The following is an 18719-nucleotide window of genomic DNA, read 5'->3' on the forward strand; positions in this document are numbered from 1 at the left end:
GTATCGCAATACAAAAGAGATATTGTCGTATTTCACCTATATAAATGTCCGGATACACCTTATAAACAAGAGGGGGGATACTCTACAATTAGTCGTAAAGGTGCAATGAATAGCATGCACATCTCACACGACAGCCCGTGTATCTAGGAGGAGAAACCTATGAGTTCTATTCGAATTTCTGCTTTGCATTGTGAATATCAAGTTAATCCAATCGGATTGGACACTTCGCAACCACGCTTTACTTGGCAGCTCGAAGCAGACACTAACGCTACCGTGCAATCAGCTTATCAGATTCAGGTGAGTATGCACCCAGGTGATTTCGAACCAGCGAGCTTGGTTTGGGATACAGCCCGTATTGCTTCGGATCAATCTGTGCTTGTTGCCTATGCAGGACCTGAGCTGCTGCCGCGGACTCGTTATTTCTATCGCGTAAAGGTATGGAATCAATCTAGTTTGGCATCGCCATGGAGTGAAATCGCTTACTGGGAAATGGGGCAGCTTCAAATAGCGGATTGGCAAGCGGAATGGATTACGCCAGATCCTTCTCATATAGACCCGGATGCGGAAGAAGCCTACTACCTTCGGAAAACTTTCCAAGTAAGCGGGCAGATTCGCAAGGCGACGATTTATGCGACAAGTCACGGTGTATATGAGCTGGAGCTCAATGGCACGAGAGTTGGCGATTGGGAGTTAACGCCAGGCTGGACCAGCTACAAGCAACGTCTGCAGGTTCAGACCTACGATGTTACGAGCAGTCTGATCTCAGGGACTCAGCACACCATTGGCGCGGTATTGGCGAACGGTTGGTACAAAGGGAATTTAGCGTGGACACAGCAGCGGAATGTTTTTGGAAGCGTAAGGGCACTGCTCATGCAAATGCATATCGTCTATGAGGACGGTACCGAAGTGATCGTAGTCAGCGATTCCTCCTGGCGAGCGTCACTTGGGCCAGTTCGTATGTCAGAGCTATATCATGGCGAAATCTATGATGCTGGTTTAGAGCTTTCGGGTTGGAGTCTGCCGAGTTATGATGACCAAGCATGGGCTCCGAGTGTTGAACTCGGCTATGGCAAGGAAACACTGGTTATGCAAGAGAATGAACCCTCCCGAGTGACGGAACAGCTGCAGCCTGTCGCTGTCATCGTAACCCCGTCAGGGGAGACTGTGCTTGATTTTGGGCAAAATATGGTAGGGAAAGTACAGATGCGATTAACGCTGCCTGCGGGTACACGCATTGAACTGCTGCATGCAGAAGTACTTGATGCACAAGGGGATTTCTATATTGGCAATCTGAGGTCGGCCAAGCAATCGGTTACCTACGTTTGCAGTGGGCTGGATGAAGAATCTTATGCACCTCATTTCTCCTTTCAAGGTTTCCGTTACGTCAAAGTTATGGGATGGCCACAGGGTGTTGCATTCGATGCTTCGTGTTTTACAGGGCTGGTTATCCACACAGATATGGCGGCGAAGGGGACGTTTGAATGTTCGCATGAACTTTTGAATCAACTGCAACGCAATATCGTGTGGGGGCAGCGGGGCAATTTCCTCGATGTGCCGACAGACTGTCCGCAGCGTGATGAGAGGCTGGGGTGGACGGGGGATGCGCAGGTGTTCATTCGTACAGCGGCCTTTAACTATGATGTGGCGCTCTTTTTCAGTAAATGGTTGCGAGATTTGAAAGCGGATCAGCGCGCAGATGGTGGCGTCCCCTTCGTGATCCCGAATGTGCTTAAAGAGAAAGATCATTCTTCTGCAGCTTGGGGAGATGCGGCGGTTATTTGTCCATGGACACTTTATCAGGTCTATGGGGATCAGCGTGTGCTGGAAGAGCAGTATGACAGTATGAAAGGTTGGATTACTTACATCCGTCAGCAAGGTGAGAATGAATACTTGTGGCAAACGGGTTTCCACTTCGGTGATTGGCTCGGACTGGACGCCAAAGAAGGCAGTTATATCGGGGCAACGCCGAAAGATTTAATTGCAACTTGCTTCTATGCGTATTCGACTTCGCTTTTTGTCAAAACAGCTGAAGTCCTAGGACGCGAAGAAGATGTTGCTGAATTCTCAGCGCTCTATGAGCGCATCGTTGAAGCTTTCACTGCGGAGTTTGTGACGCCAAGCGGCAGGCTGGCAGGACATACGCAGACTGCGCATGTGCTTCCGTTGATGTTCGGACTTGTACAGGGAAGCACACGGGAACGCTTGGCAGCGACCCTTGTGGAATACGTCAAAGAGCAAAATTATCATCTAACGACGGGCTTTGTCGGCACACCTTATCTGTGTCATGTACTTACAGAGAATGGCTATCATGATGTGGCTGTCAAGCTTGTCATGCAAGAGGATTATCCTTCCTGGCTGTACACGATTCATAAAGGGGCTACAACGATTTGGGAACATTGGGATGGCATCAAACCGGATGGTACGTTCTGGAGCGATGATATGAATTCCTATAATCACTACGCATACGGTGCAATTGGCGATTGGTTGTATCGGAAAGTGGCTGGTTTGGATTCCGACGACCAGCAGCCAGGGTACAAACGCATGACCTTCCGACCTCGGCCAGATTCTGGGCTTACGCATGCTAAAGCATCCCTCAACACGAATTACGGGGAGGTTCGCAGTGAATGGGCTATCGCAGAAGAAGGTGTTATCCGGTATACGTTCCAGCTCCCGCCAAACACTAGCGGAGAGGTCATCTTAGTTGGATCGACTCTTTCGGAAGTGACATGTCAGGGTCAGAAGATAGATACCATAGCGGGCATTCGAGGTGCTAGGGAAGACGAAGGCGATGTAAGGATCGAGCTTGGCTCAGGAATTTATCAATTTCAAGTACAACGCACAAACTCCTTATCTTTGTCATTCTAAGTTTATCGAGTATAATAGACTTATCGAATGTTCTTAGAGGGAGAGTTACAGATGACTGTCATCAACGCAATGGAAACCGTGGTTAAGCAGTTGTTTGAAGAATTTCGGAAGAACTATGAATTGAAGTGTGATTGTTTAACCTGCCAAGAAGATATATTGGCAATCGCGCTGAACAAGCTTCCGCCACGTTATACTTCCAGTGAGAAGGGGCATCTATTTGTAAAAGGTGAATACACGAATCAACAGTTGCGTTCAGACGTCATGCGAGAATTAATGGAAGCATCGAGCATTGTTGAGCATCATCAGCATCATCGCGATTAAAAGTAATGCTGGCATACGCCGCTATCTCCGTTAAACCGGAGGTGGCGGCGTTTTTGATGTTAGGTGAATGCGCGGCTAGTGCGTAAGCTATTCGGATTCGCCTGCTGAAGCTGATATTTAGTCCGATATTTCCGAATTAATACGAGGATTACTTGTGAAAATGCCCAATAGTCCGATTCTACCGAACTAACTAGCCATTTTCCTCGCGTGAGAGTTGTTTGGGGCGATTTAGTTCGGCTATTTAGGACTAACTAAACTTTAATGAAACACTCAGTGGGATTAGTTCGGCAAATTCGGACTATACGTTGCGTGGCAGTAACCGGACCTGAGCCAGTGGAAAAATCAGAATGAGAAGATCGAATCATCTCGTCGAGTGCGTCATGGGGTTTTGGAGTTGTGTAAGTCGAATAAATCGACTTACACAAGCGCGACATGTGCTTTTGGAGGTTAATTCGTTCCACACTTCCCACGCACTACTCACGCACTACCTCGACATAGTTCTTACGTACTATCCTGCGCAAACCCACGCCACAAACCGTTTGTCACGACTCCCTGAATGCAAACGAAATTACATAATATAGAAAAAAAAGATGTAAGAGATGCAAAAAAAAATGCGCTGTTTTTTCACTCGCTTCAAGATAAGATAGTAATAAGAATTTCCAAATAAATGAAAATTAGGAGGGGTTCATGTGAAATCAGAGCAGTTTAATGGCATTTTTGATTCGGTGTTAACGGATGTTGTACAACAATCTTATGGCAATATATGCTTGCCCTCCGATGAACAAATCCTACAATCGATGAAAAAAATGATGTCGATGCTAGAAGAAAAATCGAAATGGTTGTTGCACAATGAATGATCGCGAAAATTTGAAAGCCATCTCCAATGACTCGCTTGTTGATGCCTATATAAATGCAAGCCGGATGAAGCTGAGTAAGGAATTTCTTATGTTTTTACTATTAGAAATTCAAGCTAGACAGATTAGTTTATTCCGAGATAACACTTTAGAAAGCACAAGTTAATGTTCGCCCCAAGTGGCGAGTTTAAAAAAAGGTATGAATCCTTTACAATGTAACGGACAGGGAGCTCCTGACGTTGCACGGTAGGGGATTTTTTGTTTTCGCTAAAGGGAGGGCACGCTCATGCACATACTTCAGAAGTTGATTCCTACAACACACTGGTTTCGCAACCAACGCATCCGATATAAAATCATTCTCATTTATTTTCCACTTATCTTTGTCCCCCTGTTTGTGCTGGGTTTCGTTTCGAACCAGGTGTATACGAACGCAATCGTCAAAAAAACGATCAAAAATGTGTCGGACAACTCCTCCCTCATCATTACCCGCATTACAGGTATGTTAACGAACGTAGAGAGCTGCGCAAATATGCTAACGATCAATCTGAACAAGGTTATTGTCGAGGATCCACAATCCTTAGCCGCACCAGAAGCTAGCCTGCAAATGTACACGCAGATCACGAATCAACTTAGCTTTGCTTTGCTTGTTTTTCCCGATGTGCAGTCAGCAGCATTCATTGATACGAATAATCGGATATATGGCTCGAATGTACTCATGGAGCGGAATCGCGATTGGATCACGAGCAGTCCCATGTTGAAGCAAATTGATACATCAAGCGGGAATAACATTTGGTTCCCCATGCAGCGCAGAGATTATTTAACCAATGGTTCACAAGAAACGGTGATGACCTTGGGCAAACGGATCGTGAATATTTATACAGGGCAGAAACTTGGTCTGCTTGTACTCAATATCAAAGAGAGTTCTTTATCCGCGATTTATCAGAAAATCGGTTCGATCCAAGATGGAAGCTACTTTATCGTTGATGATGAAGGTGTTGTTACCTCTTCGCAGCATCCAGAAGATGTGCTCCAAGAAGTGGCGATTCCTGAAATGAAGCGTTGGATCACATCTAGTAAGCATTCTTCTGAGCCCACTTCATTTGAATATGAGAAAACGCTCGTCGTAAGTTCCGACGTACCTAGCTTCGGTTGGAAATTAATCTCGATGGCACCTCTAGCCTCGTTAACGGCAGATACGCGCAAAATTACATTACTCATCGCGCTGTTGGGGATTGTCTGCCTCTTTTTTGCGCTTCTTGGCGCAGGCATGCTCTCTCAATTGATTGCCAAGCCTATTATGGGGCTCACGAAATATATGAAGAAGGTTAAGGAGGGCAGCTTAGACATCGAATTCCAAGTGAATTCGGAGGACGAGATTGGGATGCTGTCTTCTGGCTTTAATGCCATGATTCGGCGGATTCAGGAGCTATTGACCAACATTAATTGGGAGCAAAAGAAGAAGCGTGAATACGAACTCGCGCTCATTCAAGCGCAGATTAAGCCACATTTCCTATATAATACGTTGGATGTCATCTACACGCTGTCAGAAATGGGACGAACCCGCGATGTGCAGCGGACAACGAAAGCACTGGCCGATTTCTATCGCGCTGCGCTTAGTAAAGGCCGCGAAACCATCACGATTGAAGAAGAAATTCGTATTGCGAAAGATTATTTATCCATCCAACGAATTCGCTATTCTGATGTATTTACGTATGAGTTTGATATTCATAACGATGTGCTAAGCGGTCAAATTCCGAAACTGACCATACAGCCGCTTATTGAAAACGCCATTTATCACGGGCTCAAAACGAAAGGAAGTCTTGGACTTCTTAAGGTAACAGGCGAAATTGTCGATGCCAAAATAAAAATCATTGTCGCAGATGATGGCGTGGGCATGGATTCAGATCGGCTCAAATCCATTGTGAAAAAGACGGAATCTCCTCAAGAGGCCGTGGGATATGGCTTCAAGAATGTGAATGACCGCATCCAATTGTACTATGGAGATGAATATGGATTGCAAATTACAAGTGAACAAGGACAAGGCACGGAAGTTACACTATGGCTGCCTTTTCAGAGTACGGAGGAGTAACGTATGCAGAAAATATTAATCGTCGATGATGAATCGATTTTCCGTGAATATTTGCGTTCAGCATTAGACTGGGAGGCCTATGGCTTTGAACTTTGCGCCGAAGCGAAGAACGGGATCGAAGCCCTCGAGCAAGTTCAAATGCATCAACCTGATATAGCGCTTGTAGATATCACAATGCCTTTCATGGATGGATTAACCCTTACTGAGCAGTTAAAGGAGCACTACCCGGCTACGAGTGTGGTGCTCATCACAGGACATAATGAATTTGATTATGCGCGCAAGGCGCTAAAGCTCGGCGTGGAAGACTATATCCTCAAGCCTTTTTCCAAGGATGAACTCATTTTAACGCTGCTGAAGCTGCAGAAAGAACATGAAAAAGCGAGGGAAGAAAGATCCACTCTCAAGGAAAATCAGCAATTGATGAAAGAAAGCTACTTGAACCATTTGCTTAGCAGTGAATATCATCAGTCCCCAGAGGAAACGACCCAGAAGCTCCAGCAACTCGGGGAATCTTTCGCCTCCTCATTGTTCGTCGTTGCGTGTATTGAGATTGACCATATGGATGTCAAATGGAACCAAGTGAGCGAGCGTTTACTGTGGAAATATGCCGTTACGAACATTTTGAACGAAGCGTTGGAGGAAACCGGGCATCATCTTATTTTCAACGGACCAGAAGGAAGGATTATTTGTCTTGTGGAGCACCAAGGGAACAGAGAACTCGAGGTTCCTGCCTTGGAAGGGTATGAGAAGCTCATTTTTCTGATCAAAAAGTATTTGAAATTCACGATCACCATTGGTGTCGGTCGGAGTCAGTCTGGCTACGGCGGTATTCGAACCTCGTACCTAGAAGCGTTAGAGGCTTTACAGAACAAGTTCGTATTAGGAAACGATCGCGTCATCTCATATGGTTCCAGTGTGCTCGATTCTGGCAAGCAGGCACTCTACCCAACGGAAGTCAACGAGGAGCTCCTCGTGCTCTTACGCATGCATAATGCGGATAAGGTAGATGATAAACTGGAAGAAGTTTTCCAATCCATTCGGGAGCAAAGGTTGTCATTGGAGTATACCTATGTGATTTCCATGGGACTAATCTCTGTTTGCCTGTCCTACGTCACGGAGATGGGGCATCCCATTGAGGATTGCTTCGGCGAAACCTTTTATCCCTATAGTGAAATCAAGCGCTTGGGTTCGATAGAAAGCACATCGACATGGATCAAGGAGCTTTTCGCTAAGGCGATTCAATATACGAACAAGCACAAGAAGACGAGATCCTCGAAGATTGCTCAATCGGCCAAAGAATACATCGAGGGGCAATATATGGATTCTGAGCTCCAATTGGATCAGATTGCCCAGCAGGTGTTCATTAACCCTAGCTATTTGCGGGCAATATTTAAGAAGGAAATCGGGATGACCGTAACGGATTATGTGACGCATGTGCGTATGCACAAAGCGAAGGAATTACTAGGCAAGGGCAACATTCGGTTGGCAGATATTGCGGAGCAGATTGGGGTCAATGACCCTAGTTATTTTAGCAAAAGCTTCAAAAAATTCTTCGGCTATTCGCCCAGTGAGTATGAAAATAATCGCTTATAACGACTGCACACGAATGTGCGGATTTTACAAGAAGCCCTCAGTTATTCCATTATCACTGTGGGTTTTTGCCTCTATACTGAGGATGTAAAGAGGAGAAACGCACAAGAATTATTGGGAGGTCTACACATGAAAAAGATGGCAGTTACTCTCGTAAGCTTACTCGCGGCGACTAGCCTAGCAGCTTGCGGTTCCACAGAAAAACCGAAAGAAACAACCAGCGCAGCACCAGCAGCAACAGCTGCAGCAACGACAGCACCGGCTAAGGCGGATGCGAAACCAGTAAAACTACGAATTTATGCGCAATATGCAGATGAAGATACGAAAACACCTTATGACTATGCGGTAGCTGAATTGAAAAAGGAAATGCCGAATGTCGAGCTAGAGCTAGATATCCAAGCACAAGATGATGGTCAGAAGTTGAAGACGTATGCAGCGACTGGTAATTTGCCAGATATTTTCCAAGCAGGTCTAGACATTATTGACACGTTCAAAAAGTCCAATAACATCCTGATGTTGGATGAGTATGTAACGAAGTTTGGCTTCAAGGACAAAATGCAGCCAAGCGCCATGAACACATTGGTGACGGATGATGGTCACACATACGCATTCCCATATGCAGGAAATGAAGTAGCTCTCCTGTACTACAACAAAGATCTGTTCCAACAAAACGGCGTGAAAGTGCCAACAACCTACGATGAAATGATGACGGCTGTTAAAACCTTTAATTCGAAGGGTATTACACCGCTCTCCATTTTCGCCAAAGAGAAATGGCCTTGCGTAGCGCTGTATGACATGTTCGTAACACGTGCTGAGCCAGGCGGTATCAACAAGTTGGATAAAGGTACGGCCAAAGCAGAAGACGCGGCGTACAAAACAGCTGCTGATAAAATCATTGAACTTGTGAAAGCAGGCATGCTGCCAAAAGGCGCAACGAACTTGAACTATGATCAAGCCGCGGCACTTTACCATGAAGGAAAAGCAGCCATGTTCATTAACGGTCAATGGGAAATTGAAGCAGCTACGAAAGCACTTGGCGACAAAGCCGGTTACATGTACTTGCCAGCAGCTGATGCAGCCGCTTATGAAAAAGGTAAAACAGCATTCAGTGGCAGCGGTGGTCCAGGTGGATATGCCGTCTCCGCAAACACGAAGGATAAAGAGCTGGCAGCGAAAGTTGCATCGTTCATCTCCTTGAAATATGCCGAGTACAAGTTCACGAACCGCAGTAACCCGATTGTAGCTACTAAAGTTGATAAGCCGATTGTGAAGCAGTTCCCTCCTATGATGGATCAGCTTTCCAAGGATATTCCGAAAATCACAAGCACAACTGCGTTCTCATGGGGCTTGTCCAATCCGAAGTTCAAAGCAGCACTTGAAGATGCTACACAAAACCTAATGACAGGTAACTATACGTCCGATCAATTCGTGAAAGATTTGAATAAAGCAGCCGTAACAGCGAAATAAATGTGATTCTATGACATGGAAGACTCACCGTGGAACGTCTCGTCCTATGGTGAGTCTTCTACTCTATAAAGGAAGTGATGACATGCGCAAATTCATGGGAAATAAAGCGGCGATCATGCTGTTCACGCTGCCGGCTCTCCTTTTGTATACAGTGATCGTGTTTTATCCGATTTTACAAACCTTTTACCGCAGTACCTACGAGTGGGATGGTTTGAGCGAAGGCACGTTTATTTTCCTAGATAATTACACGCGATTGTTTGAAGACAGTATTTTCTATACGTCCCTCTATAACGGACTCGTGTTTGCAGGCATCCTAGCCATTGTGCAAATTGGGATCGGGTCGGTGCTCGCTTTTGCCGTAGCCGAGGGCTTCAAAGGGAGTAAGCTTCTGCGCATTTCCTACTTCATTCCGGTCGTGCTCTCGATTACAGTCGTCTGTCAGCTCTGGTTGGCGATGTATAACAGTGAGTATGGGTTGATCAACAAGGTGTTTGAAGCGCTAGGCATCTCCTATCGTCAAGACTGGTTGACGAACAGCAAAACAGCGATTTTCGCGATTGCCTTCGTAAATGCTTGGCAGTATATGGGCTACCAGTTTGCGTTGCTTCTTGCGGCTGTGAAGTCTGTACCTGAACAGTACTTAGAGGCTGCACGTATCGACGGCGCTTCCAAATTCAAAGCACATATGAAGATTACGATTCCGATGCTCGCAGAGACGTACAAATTTTGCCTAGTCCTCGCGATTACAGGCGGGTTGAATGCTTTTGCTAACATGTTTATCATGACAGGCGGCGGGCCAGGTAACTCCACTTACACGTTGACGTACCTGATGTACCGTTCTGCTTTCCGTGTTGGCGAATTCGGTTATGGCAGTGCGGCAGCAGCGTTCCTTGTTATTGAATGTTTGATCGTAACTTTAGCGATTAATAAACTTATCGCACGTGAACGTATTACCTTTTAAGTTAATGCTTACGAAGCCAGTTTTCTTACGAAAACTTTAAGGAGGATGTTAAAGATGAACGGCCTACTCAAATTACGTAAAAAAAATCCGCTCCTTGGCATCCTTTTATGGGTGTATGCGGGATTGTCGGTGTATCCGTTATTGTGGATGATCTTCTATTCGCTGAAAAATAATAATGAAATTTTCGTAACGAATCCTTTCGGGATTCCAACTCATTTTCGCTTCGAAAATTATGTGGATGCTTGGTCCAAATTTAATGTACCGCAGTACTTTAGCAACAGCCTGCTCGTGGCAGCCTGCACCGTTGTAGGGACGATTGTCCTCTCCGTAACGTTTTCCTATGCGGTTGCTCGCATGCAATGGCGCTTCAAAGAGGTGGCAAGAATCTATGTGGTCATTGGGATGTTCATTCCCGTCCAAGTGATCATGATCCCATTGGCTATTCTTGTTCGTGATTTCCACTTAGCCAACACGTATGGTGCACTCATCGTTCCTTATATTGCATTTAATATTTCGTTCTCCAGCATGGTGTTTTACGGCTTTTTTCGTTCCATACCGGTCGAGCTTGAAGAATCCGCTTGTATGGATGGGGCGAGCATATATCGGACGTTTTATACCATCATTTTACCAATTATCAAGCCGGCAATGGCGACAATGGTCATTTTCGTATTCCTATCCTCTTGGAATGAATTCACGATGGCACTCATTTTAATTACCAAAGAATCGCTGAAAACTTTACCGCTCGGATTACTGTTCTTCCAAGGCCAGTTTACAACGAACTGGGGCGCGATGGGGGCGGCGATGACAATTGCAAGCTTGCCAACGGTCTTAGTATATGTCCTCTTCAGTGAGCAAGTTGAGAAAGCGATGACCGTAGGGTCAGCTGTGAAAGGTTAAATATGTCAGAAAATGTTGAAATGACCCCGAAATGGGGTCATTTTTTGCATGAAAAGTACCAATTTAACCATATATCAATTCCCCTTATAAGTCTCATAAGATGATTCTAATTGACCTAAGGTGCGCACTATGTTAGTTTTCAATGGAGAGTAAAAATAGTGCGAAAAATAGCAAAGCTTATCAATACATGCTGATGAGGTGGATTTTGTTGGAACTTCAAGTCTTAAACAGTCCGTTTAACCAAGAGCAAGTCGAATTGCTCAACCGTGTCCTGCCAACGTTAACAGATACGCAACGTATTTGGCTGAGTGGCTATCTAACAGCTCAACAAGGTTCGACAAATTCAGTGGCAGTGCCTGCTACTTCCGTACCAACGGCTGTAGTTAGTCAACCTGTCATTTCGAAAGAAGTTACTGTGCTTTTCGGATCCCAAACAGGTAATTCTCATGGATTAGCTAAAAAGCTTGCCAAGAAGCTAGAAGAGCAAGCGTTCCAAGTCACGCTCTCCTCGATGAGCGACTTCAAACCAAACAATCTGAAGAAGGTTCAAAACCTACTCATGATTGTAAGTACACACGGTGAAGGCGATCCGCCTGATAATGCGATCTCATTCTACGAATTCCTTCATAGCAAAAGAGCTCCCCAATTAGAAGAGCTTCGTTATGCAGTTCTATCGCTGGGTGATACATCTTATGAATTCTTCTGTCAAACGGGTAAAGATTTTGATAAGCGATTGCAGGAGCTTGGTGGTAAATCCTTAACTGAACGTGTTGATTGCGATGTTGACTTTGATGAGCCGGCTGCGGCTTGGGTTACAAGCGTGCTTAACGCTTTGAACGCTTCTTCAGCTAGTGTCTCCGTTGGTGGCGCAGCAGCCGTAGCTGGAAGTGCAGCTTCCGCGGAGTCGGAATACTCCAGAACGAACCCGTTCCAAGCGGAAGTACTTGAGAACTTGAACTTGAATGGCCGCGGCTCCGATCGTGAAACGCGCCATGTGGAAATCTCCTTAGAGGGTTCCAATTTGCAATACGAACCAGGCGATAGCTTAGGTGTATTCCCGGAGAATCATCCACGTCTTGTCAATGAATTGATTCAAGCGATGGACTGGAATGCTAGCACGCCAGTTGCTGTAAACAAAAATGGGGAAGAGCGTCCTTTGCAAGAAGCGCTGCTTCGTTATTATGAAATCACGGTATTGACGAAACCTTTACTGGAGCAAGTGGCAAAGCTGACGTCAAACGATAAGCTCCAATCGCTTGTTGCTGCTGGCAATGAAGCTGAGTTGAAATCATACATTGCTGGTCGCGATCTATTGGATTTGGTGCAAGACTTCTCCTTACAAGGTGTGTCTGCTAGTCAATTCGTAGCTGTGCTTCGCAAATTGCCTGCTCGCTTGTATTCGATTGCAAGTTCATCCAAGGCTTCACCGGATGAAGTACACATCACAGTGCGTGCGGTTCGTTATGAAGCGAATGGACGTAATCGTTATGGTGTGTGTTCCGTTCACTTGGCAGAGCGCGCACAATCAGGTGCAGCGTTGCCGGTATACATTCAGAACAACCCGAACTTCAAGCTGCCTGAGAACCCAGAAACGCCGATCATTATGATTGGACCTGGCACTGGCGTAGCGCCATTCCGTTCTTTCCTTGCTGAGAGAGAAGAGACGGGTGCAGATGGAAAAACGTGGTTATTCTATGGGGATCAACACTTCGCTACAGACTTCTTGTATCAAGTTGAATGGCAGCGTTGGTTGAAAGATGGCGTTCTAACGAAATTAGACGTTGCTTTCTCCCGTGATACGGATCAAAAAGTATACGTACAGAACCGCATGTTAGAGAAAAGTCGCGAGCTTTATCAATGGCTGCAAGAAGGCGCTGTTGTCTATATTTGCGGTGATGAGAAGAAGATGGCACACGATGTGAATGCTGCGCTGCTCACGATTCTTGAGCAAGAGGGCGGATTAAATAACGAAGAATCCGTGCAATATTTGGCTAATATGCAACAGCAAAAACGTTATCAACGGGATGTTTATTAATACGGGATCCCCGCGATCGCGAGAGGAGAAAGCTCAAGATGTCAGAAAATAATTTACTATCGAAGAATAGTGCGCCGCATAGTGATGTTGAACAAATTAAAATTCGCAGTAACTACCTGCGCGGAAGTCTAGAAGAAACGCTTGAGGATCGCATCACAGGTTCCATCCCCGAGGATGATAACCGTTTGATGAAATTCCATGGCAGCTACATGCAGGACGACCGTGACTTACGTAACGAACGTGCGAAGCAGAAGCTAGAGCCTGCCTACCAGTTCATGCTGCGTGTACGTGCTGCTGGCGGTATCGTAACCTCTGACCAATGGTTGATGATGGATCGCGTTGCTCAGAAGTATGCGAATGGCACCATTCGTCTTACGACGCGTCAATCTTTCCAGTTGCATGGCGTGATCAAATGGAACATGAAGAAAACGATTCAAGAAGTTAATGCGTCCATGCTTAGTACACTTGCTGCATGTGGCGACGTGAATCGTAACGTGATGTGTAACCCGAATCCATACCAATCCGAAGTTCACGGCGAGGTATATGAGTGGGCGAATCGCATCTCGAACCACTTGGACCCACGTACGAGAGCGTATCATGAGATTTGGTTAGACGGCGAGAAAATCGTCGATAGCCGCGACGCGGAAGAGCAAGAGCCAATTTACGGACCTGTGTACTTGCCGCGTAAATTCAAAATCGGTATCGCAGTTCCACCATCCAACGATGTAGACGTTTACTCACAGGATCTTGGTTACATCGCGGTAATTGAAGAAGGCCGTTTGGTGGGCTTTAACGTATCCGTCGGTGGCGGTATGGGGATGTCACACGGTGATGTCAAAACTTATCCGCAAGTGGGTCAAGTGATCGGCTTCATTAAACCGGAGCAGGCTGTTGATCTAGCTGAGAAAACAGTCATGATCCAACGCGATTACGGTGATCGTTCCGTTCGTAAGCATGCTCGTTTCAAATACACAATCGACGATCGCGGTATTGAGTGGTTCGTGAATGAACTACAAACGCGCTTGGGTTGGAACCTTGAACCAGCTCGTTCCTTCCATTTTGAATCCAACGGTGATCGTTATGGTTGGGTGAAGGGTAGCAATGGCAAATGGCATTTCACGATGTTCATTCAGAACGGTCGCGTGATGGATGATGGAGACTATCGTCTGATGACGGGTCTTCGTGAAATTGCTAAGATCCACAGTGGAGATTTCCGACTCACGTCGAATCAGAACTTGATCATCGGCAACGTAAGCGCTCAGAAAAAGAAGAAAATTGAAGACCTGATCAAAGATCACGGCATTACAGATGGTCTTCACTATTCTGCATTGCGTAGAAACTCAATGGCGTGTGTCGCGTTCCCAACTTGTGGACTCGCGATGGCGGAATCGGAACGTTACCTGCCTTCTTTAATTACGAAAGTTGAGTCCATTCTTGAAGGTGTAGGCCTTCGTGAACAGGAAATTACGATTCGGATGACAGGTTGCCCGAATGGTTGCGCACGACCTATGCTAGCTGAACTTGCGTTTATCGGTAAGGCTGCAGGCAAGTACAACATGTACCTCGGTGGCGGATTCGCAGGAAACCGCTTGAATAAATTGTACAAAGAAAACATCGGTGAATCCGAAATTCTAGATTCCTTGCAAACGATCATCCCTCATTACGCCAAAGAGCGTCAAGCTGAAGAACACTTCGGCGACTTCGTTATCCGCGCGGGTTATGTGAAGGAAGTTCGTTCGGGTCAAGATTTCCACGCTTAAAATGGAAAGCAGTTCGAGTCGTTAGCGACTAGAACTGCTTTTTTGTTTGCCGCGGGAGGCTGCATACCGCAATTCAGTGAGAACCGAATTGCCGCTCGACGTTCCGAAACTTCTCGAGCGCAACCCAAATTAGCTACTTGTGGAGGAGAGCTTGGTGTTTAGGTAACTAGTTGATTCTTAGTTTGCGTGAATAGGCGTGTTTTGAATGGGGAAGTAGATACCTGCGAAGATGCCGAGAGTTCTGCTGACAGCCCTTTCGAGAGGTGATCATACCTCTGTTGGCTCTTAAATGTGAAATAGATGGAAAATGTCCATCTATTTCCTTTGAATCTACTGAGAAAAGGTAAATAACTGGAAAAACTCCAGCTATTTTCGGACATTCCCTGCCAAATCAGCAGAAATCCGAAATTTAACAGGAGTTTATCCATCTAAATGTAAAATTCAGCTATTTTACCTAAAATTAGCTGTAGGTATTCCAGTTAAAGCTGGGCCTGGAGCCCGAAATGGTGCTCGAGATGGTTCTGGCAACTGGATGTTGCAGAGGAGTGAGCTGAATGGCGTGCATTATGTGCTTGGTGTGTGATAACTGTGCCGCTTCGCTCACCCAAGCAGTCACTTAGCGCGTCATTCTGGCTGTATGCTCAATGATCTTTCACTTATTCACCATGAGCCTTTTACTCGCGTTCATCCCTCTCCTGGCGCCGTACAGCGCTCGCGTTGACTCTTTGCCACTCTTGTCTCTTTACTGTGCCCCCTTGCTCACCCAAAACGTTACATTATCCCCGACCAAGCCTTTCGTTCCAGCTTTTGGTTCCTGTTTCGTTACTGTACCTTTCGTCTGTGTGCTTGTTTCAATGACGAAGTTGTAGTGGAGTCCGGCAGCTAGTGCCAATTGTTCCGCATCCGCTTGTGTTTTGCCTACTAGATTAGGTACGACAGTTTCCTCGGGGGCTTCATTCATGCTCGTTAGCTTAGCGTTTGGTGTGGCACTTGGACTACTGGTTGCAATTGGCGTACTTGTAGGCGTCGGAGAGATGATGACGACAGTTTGCACAACTTTTGGCTCTGGCCACAGATACCACACGGAGATAATTCCAATCACGAGAGCTGAAACGGCGCCTAGCGCAATCAGTTTAGCCGAGCGATTAGAACGGGTATGGCTCTCATATTGTGCTGTTGGCAGCACTTCAGGGGATTTCTCAAGGATCGGCTCAGCTTGTTTTATACTTTTGTTGCTAGGGACAGAAGGAGGTAAGCTCCGCAGTCCGAAAACGAGCGAAGAGAGCGAGGACTGCCCATGACAAATAAATTTGATGAGGCGAATTAAAGCTAATTTCTGCTCTGTCGTCGCGCTTGGAATCGAAGCGCGCTCCAGACTCGTGTGCATAACCTCGAATGCATCTGAAATCGTTTCGCTCCCTGTGAGTAGTTGAATCATTAAACGGCAAAGGCCAACGGCTCCTTGCTCTTGGGGCTCATCTGTCTCCCAATAGTTGATGACGGAAAGTTTATTCTGATCGGTTAACCATAAATTATCTGGACGTACGGAAAAACCCGTAATCTTGTCTTCCATGGCATCCAGCAAGGAAACTCCTAAGTCGCTAATGATCGCAACAACGGCAGCATAGGTCCATTTGCGTTTAAACATAGAATGAGCAAACAGTGAACCGCTTTTCGCTTGCAAAATAATGGTGACGGCATCCTCGGCGATAGAAGTATCCAACATGTGATGAAATCCATCGTGAATAAACGCGGCTTTATCCTGAAGTGAGCTTATATAATCAACACCGAGTTGATTGTGACGAAGCGCTTTACGATACAGTAAGACTTTGCGAGTCAGAAATACATCATCACCATAATGGAGAGTTCCATGAGGGAAAGAGACGATTTGTGTAGTTGGCACGTATCGTGTACCTATTCGATCGGGCATGGAATAACCATCCTCTCTGGCGTGTATGATTGGTTTACTTTTCTATTATAAAGGATTCGAAGGCGGATAGGAATTTAGGAGCAGTCGTTATTGAAATCTAATTGTTAATTAACTTAACTGTACATCTTTTTCCTTCATATTGGAATATTCTTGAGAAAATTGAGCCAATTACTGCAACTGCAAACTTACTCTCTTATATTTTAGTAGGATTATTCTATGCGTAAGAGGACCTAAATGATATGATAGAGAAATCATAAATTTTGACAAATTAAGCCAAAATGAGGAGGAAGCATGTTGAAAAAGGTCGCAATTTTGGGTGGCGGTGTTGCTGGGTTGAGTGCTGCTCATGAGCTGATCGGACGAGGATATGAAGTGTCTGTTTACGAGTTTAAGAGTATTCCAGGCGGGAAAGCAAGAAGTATGCCTTTTGTAGGTAGCGGAAAAGGTGGAAGAAGGGATCTGCCGGGAGAACACGGCTTTCGTTTATTCCCGCGCTTTTATCGGCATGTCATTGATACGTTGAAACGTATACCTTACGAAAATAAAACTGTCTATGATAATTTAATGGAAGTAACGCGATTAGATATCGCTACCAATACAGCGCCACTGCAGCCTCTCCCTGCTAAAATCGTAGTCAACAAGGATAATTTTGTACTGGCGAAGGATTTGATGAGTCATAAGCTGGGGCTTACGACAGAAGATTTAGAGCAATATGGTCGGAAGTTATGGCAAGTCATGACAAGCTGTGAAGAGCGTATTCGTAAGGAATATGAAACGATCGATTGGTGGGATTTCATAGAGGCGGAGAAGCAATCTCCTGCATTCCAGAATATATTTGCTGGGTTCACCAAAACGCTGGTTGCCTGTCAATCCAAAGTTGCAAGTACGCAAACTGTAGGGCCTGTAGCTGCTCAGATGACGCTTAATCTATCTACGCCAGGAAAGAGTTTTGTGCGTCTCTTGAATGGGCCAACGAATGACAAATGGATCTACCCATGGTTGACATTTCTTCAGGAGCGAGGCGTCGACTATCATTTAAATGCCAAAGTGGAGCGTATCCATTGCGTTGATGGGGTTATTCGCAGTGCGGAGATTACTGAGAACGGAGAGACGATCCACATTCAAGCGGATTACTATATCGCTGCGTTCCCTGTTGAGGTGATGGGGCCGTTAATTACTGAGGCTATGCTCGAGGCGGATCCATCACTTCAGGGTATTCAGAGACTCGTGGATTCGGTCGCATGGATGAACGGTATTCAATATTATTTGAAAGAGGACGTCCCGGTAACGCATGGTCATGTGATTTACTTGGATGCACCATGGTCATTGACTTCCGTTTCCCAGAAACAATTTTGGCCAGATGTCAATTTAAGTGAATATGGTGATGGCAGTGTCAAAGGGGTGCTCTCCATTGATATTTCTGATTGGGATGCCCCTGGTATTCTATACGGTAAGCCGGCAACGCATTGTACACCGGAAGAAATTAAGGAAGAAGTGTGGGCTCAGATGAAGCAAAGTCTGAATGTAGATGGCGCCGTTATTTTGAGGGACGAGAATCTTCATTCCTGGTTTTTGGATAGTGACATTCAATATGATGAAGTGGCACAAGCTTGCACGAATGAAGCCCTTCTGTTCATTAATCGTGTCGGTACGTGGGAAGATCGGCCTGAAGCTTACACGGGCATTCCAAATCTCTTCTTAGCGTCAGATTATGTGCGTACGAACACGAATCTTGCGACGATGGAAGGGGCTAATGAAGCAGCAAGACGAGCGGTCAATGCCTTACTGAGGCAAGATGAATCAACAGAGTTAGCATGTGAAATATGGGACATGTATAAATTCGAGATGGGTAATATCGATGTGTTAAAGGTTTTTCGACAGAATGACAAGAAGCGCTTCGAAAAAGGACTTCCTTGGAATGGCAAAGTTCTAAATTCTAAGTTCTGACAG

Annotated in this window: 13 protein-coding genes; 12 read left to right on the top strand and 1 reads right to left on the bottom strand. The window is 45.6% G+C overall.

What is annotated here, in order from left to right:
* Positions 1-159 precede the first annotated feature (159 nt).
* The 11 genes from ACSQ8P_RS13880 to cysI all read left to right on the top strand — a co-directional run bounded on the left by ACSQ8P_RS13880 (position 160) and on the right by cysI (position 14839).
* Positions 160-2865, top strand: coding sequence for a family 78 glycoside hydrolase catalytic domain (locus ACSQ8P_RS13880; protein ID WP_436235737.1), 2706 nt, complete (start codon positions 160-162; stop codon positions 2863-2865).
* A 51-nt stretch (positions 2866-2916) separates the two neighbouring features.
* Positions 2917-3186, top strand: a complete 270-nt coding sequence (locus tag ACSQ8P_RS13885; protein WP_436235738.1) for a late competence development ComFB family protein — start codon at positions 2917-2919, stop codon at positions 3184-3186.
* Positions 3187-3875: 689 nt separating this feature from the next.
* On the top strand, positions 3876-4043 hold the full coding sequence (locus ACSQ8P_RS13890) for a hypothetical protein (protein WP_436235739.1): 168 nt from the start codon (positions 3876-3878) through the stop codon (positions 4041-4043).
* Positions 4036-4206 (top strand): sporulation histidine kinase inhibitor Sda, encoded by a 171-nt coding sequence (sda, locus tag ACSQ8P_RS13895; protein WP_436235740.1) that lies wholly within the window; start codon positions 4036-4038, stop codon positions 4204-4206. The genes ACSQ8P_RS13890 and sda overlap by 8 nt, the downstream gene beginning before the upstream one ends.
* Before the next feature lie 120 nt (positions 4207-4326).
* A complete protein-coding gene (locus tag ACSQ8P_RS13900; protein WP_436235741.1) occupies positions 4327-6129 on the top strand; it encodes a sensor histidine kinase in 1803 nt (600 codons plus the stop codon).
* Positions 6130-6132: 3 nt separating this feature from the next.
* Complete coding sequence (locus ACSQ8P_RS13905; protein ID WP_436235742.1) at positions 6133-7722, top strand: response regulator; 1590 nt, start codon at positions 6133-6135, stop codon at positions 7720-7722.
* Positions 7723-7848: 126 nt separating this feature from the next.
* Complete coding sequence (locus ACSQ8P_RS13910) at positions 7849-9186, top strand: ABC transporter substrate-binding protein (RefSeq protein ID WP_436235743.1); 1338 nt, start codon at positions 7849-7851, stop codon at positions 9184-9186.
* A gap of 82 nt (positions 9187-9268) precedes the next feature.
* A complete protein-coding gene (locus ACSQ8P_RS13915) occupies positions 9269-10147 on the top strand; it encodes a carbohydrate ABC transporter permease (protein ID WP_436235744.1) in 879 nt (292 codons plus the stop codon).
* 54 nt (positions 10148-10201) lie between these two features.
* Positions 10202-11044, top strand: coding sequence for a carbohydrate ABC transporter permease (locus ACSQ8P_RS13920; protein WP_082595236.1), 843 nt, complete (start codon positions 10202-10204; stop codon positions 11042-11044).
* A 208-nt stretch (positions 11045-11252) separates the two neighbouring features.
* Positions 11253-13079 carry an assimilatory sulfite reductase (NADPH) flavoprotein subunit gene (locus tag ACSQ8P_RS13925; RefSeq protein ID WP_436235745.1) on the top strand — a complete coding sequence of 609 codons (1827 nt, stop codon included), beginning with the start codon at positions 11253-11255 and terminating at the stop codon, positions 13077-13079.
* Between the two features lie 38 nt (positions 13080-13117).
* Positions 13118-14839, top strand: coding sequence for an assimilatory sulfite reductase (NADPH) hemoprotein subunit (cysI, locus tag ACSQ8P_RS13930; RefSeq protein WP_436235746.1), 1722 nt, complete (start codon positions 13118-13120; stop codon positions 14837-14839).
* A 742-nt stretch (positions 14840-15581) separates the two neighbouring features.
* Here the strand turns inward: cysI and ACSQ8P_RS13935 are convergent.
* Positions 15582-16769: a PASTA domain-containing protein gene (locus tag ACSQ8P_RS13935; protein WP_436235747.1), complete on the bottom strand. Its 1188-nt coding sequence runs from the start codon at positions 16767-16769 to the stop codon at positions 15582-15584.
* Between the two features lie 291 nt (positions 16770-17060).
* On the opposite strand from ACSQ8P_RS13935, the gene ACSQ8P_RS13940 reads away from it, so the two are divergent.
* Positions 17061-18716, top strand: a complete 1656-nt coding sequence (locus tag ACSQ8P_RS13940) for a hydroxysqualene dehydroxylase (RefSeq protein ID WP_436235748.1) — start codon at positions 17061-17063, stop codon at positions 18714-18716.
* Positions 18717-18719: the final 3 nt, after the last annotated feature.

This window comes from Paenibacillus sp. LjRoot153, assembly GCF_964253085.1.
Classification (GTDB): domain Bacteria; phylum Bacillota; class Bacilli; order Paenibacillales; family NBRC-103111; genus Paenibacillus_E.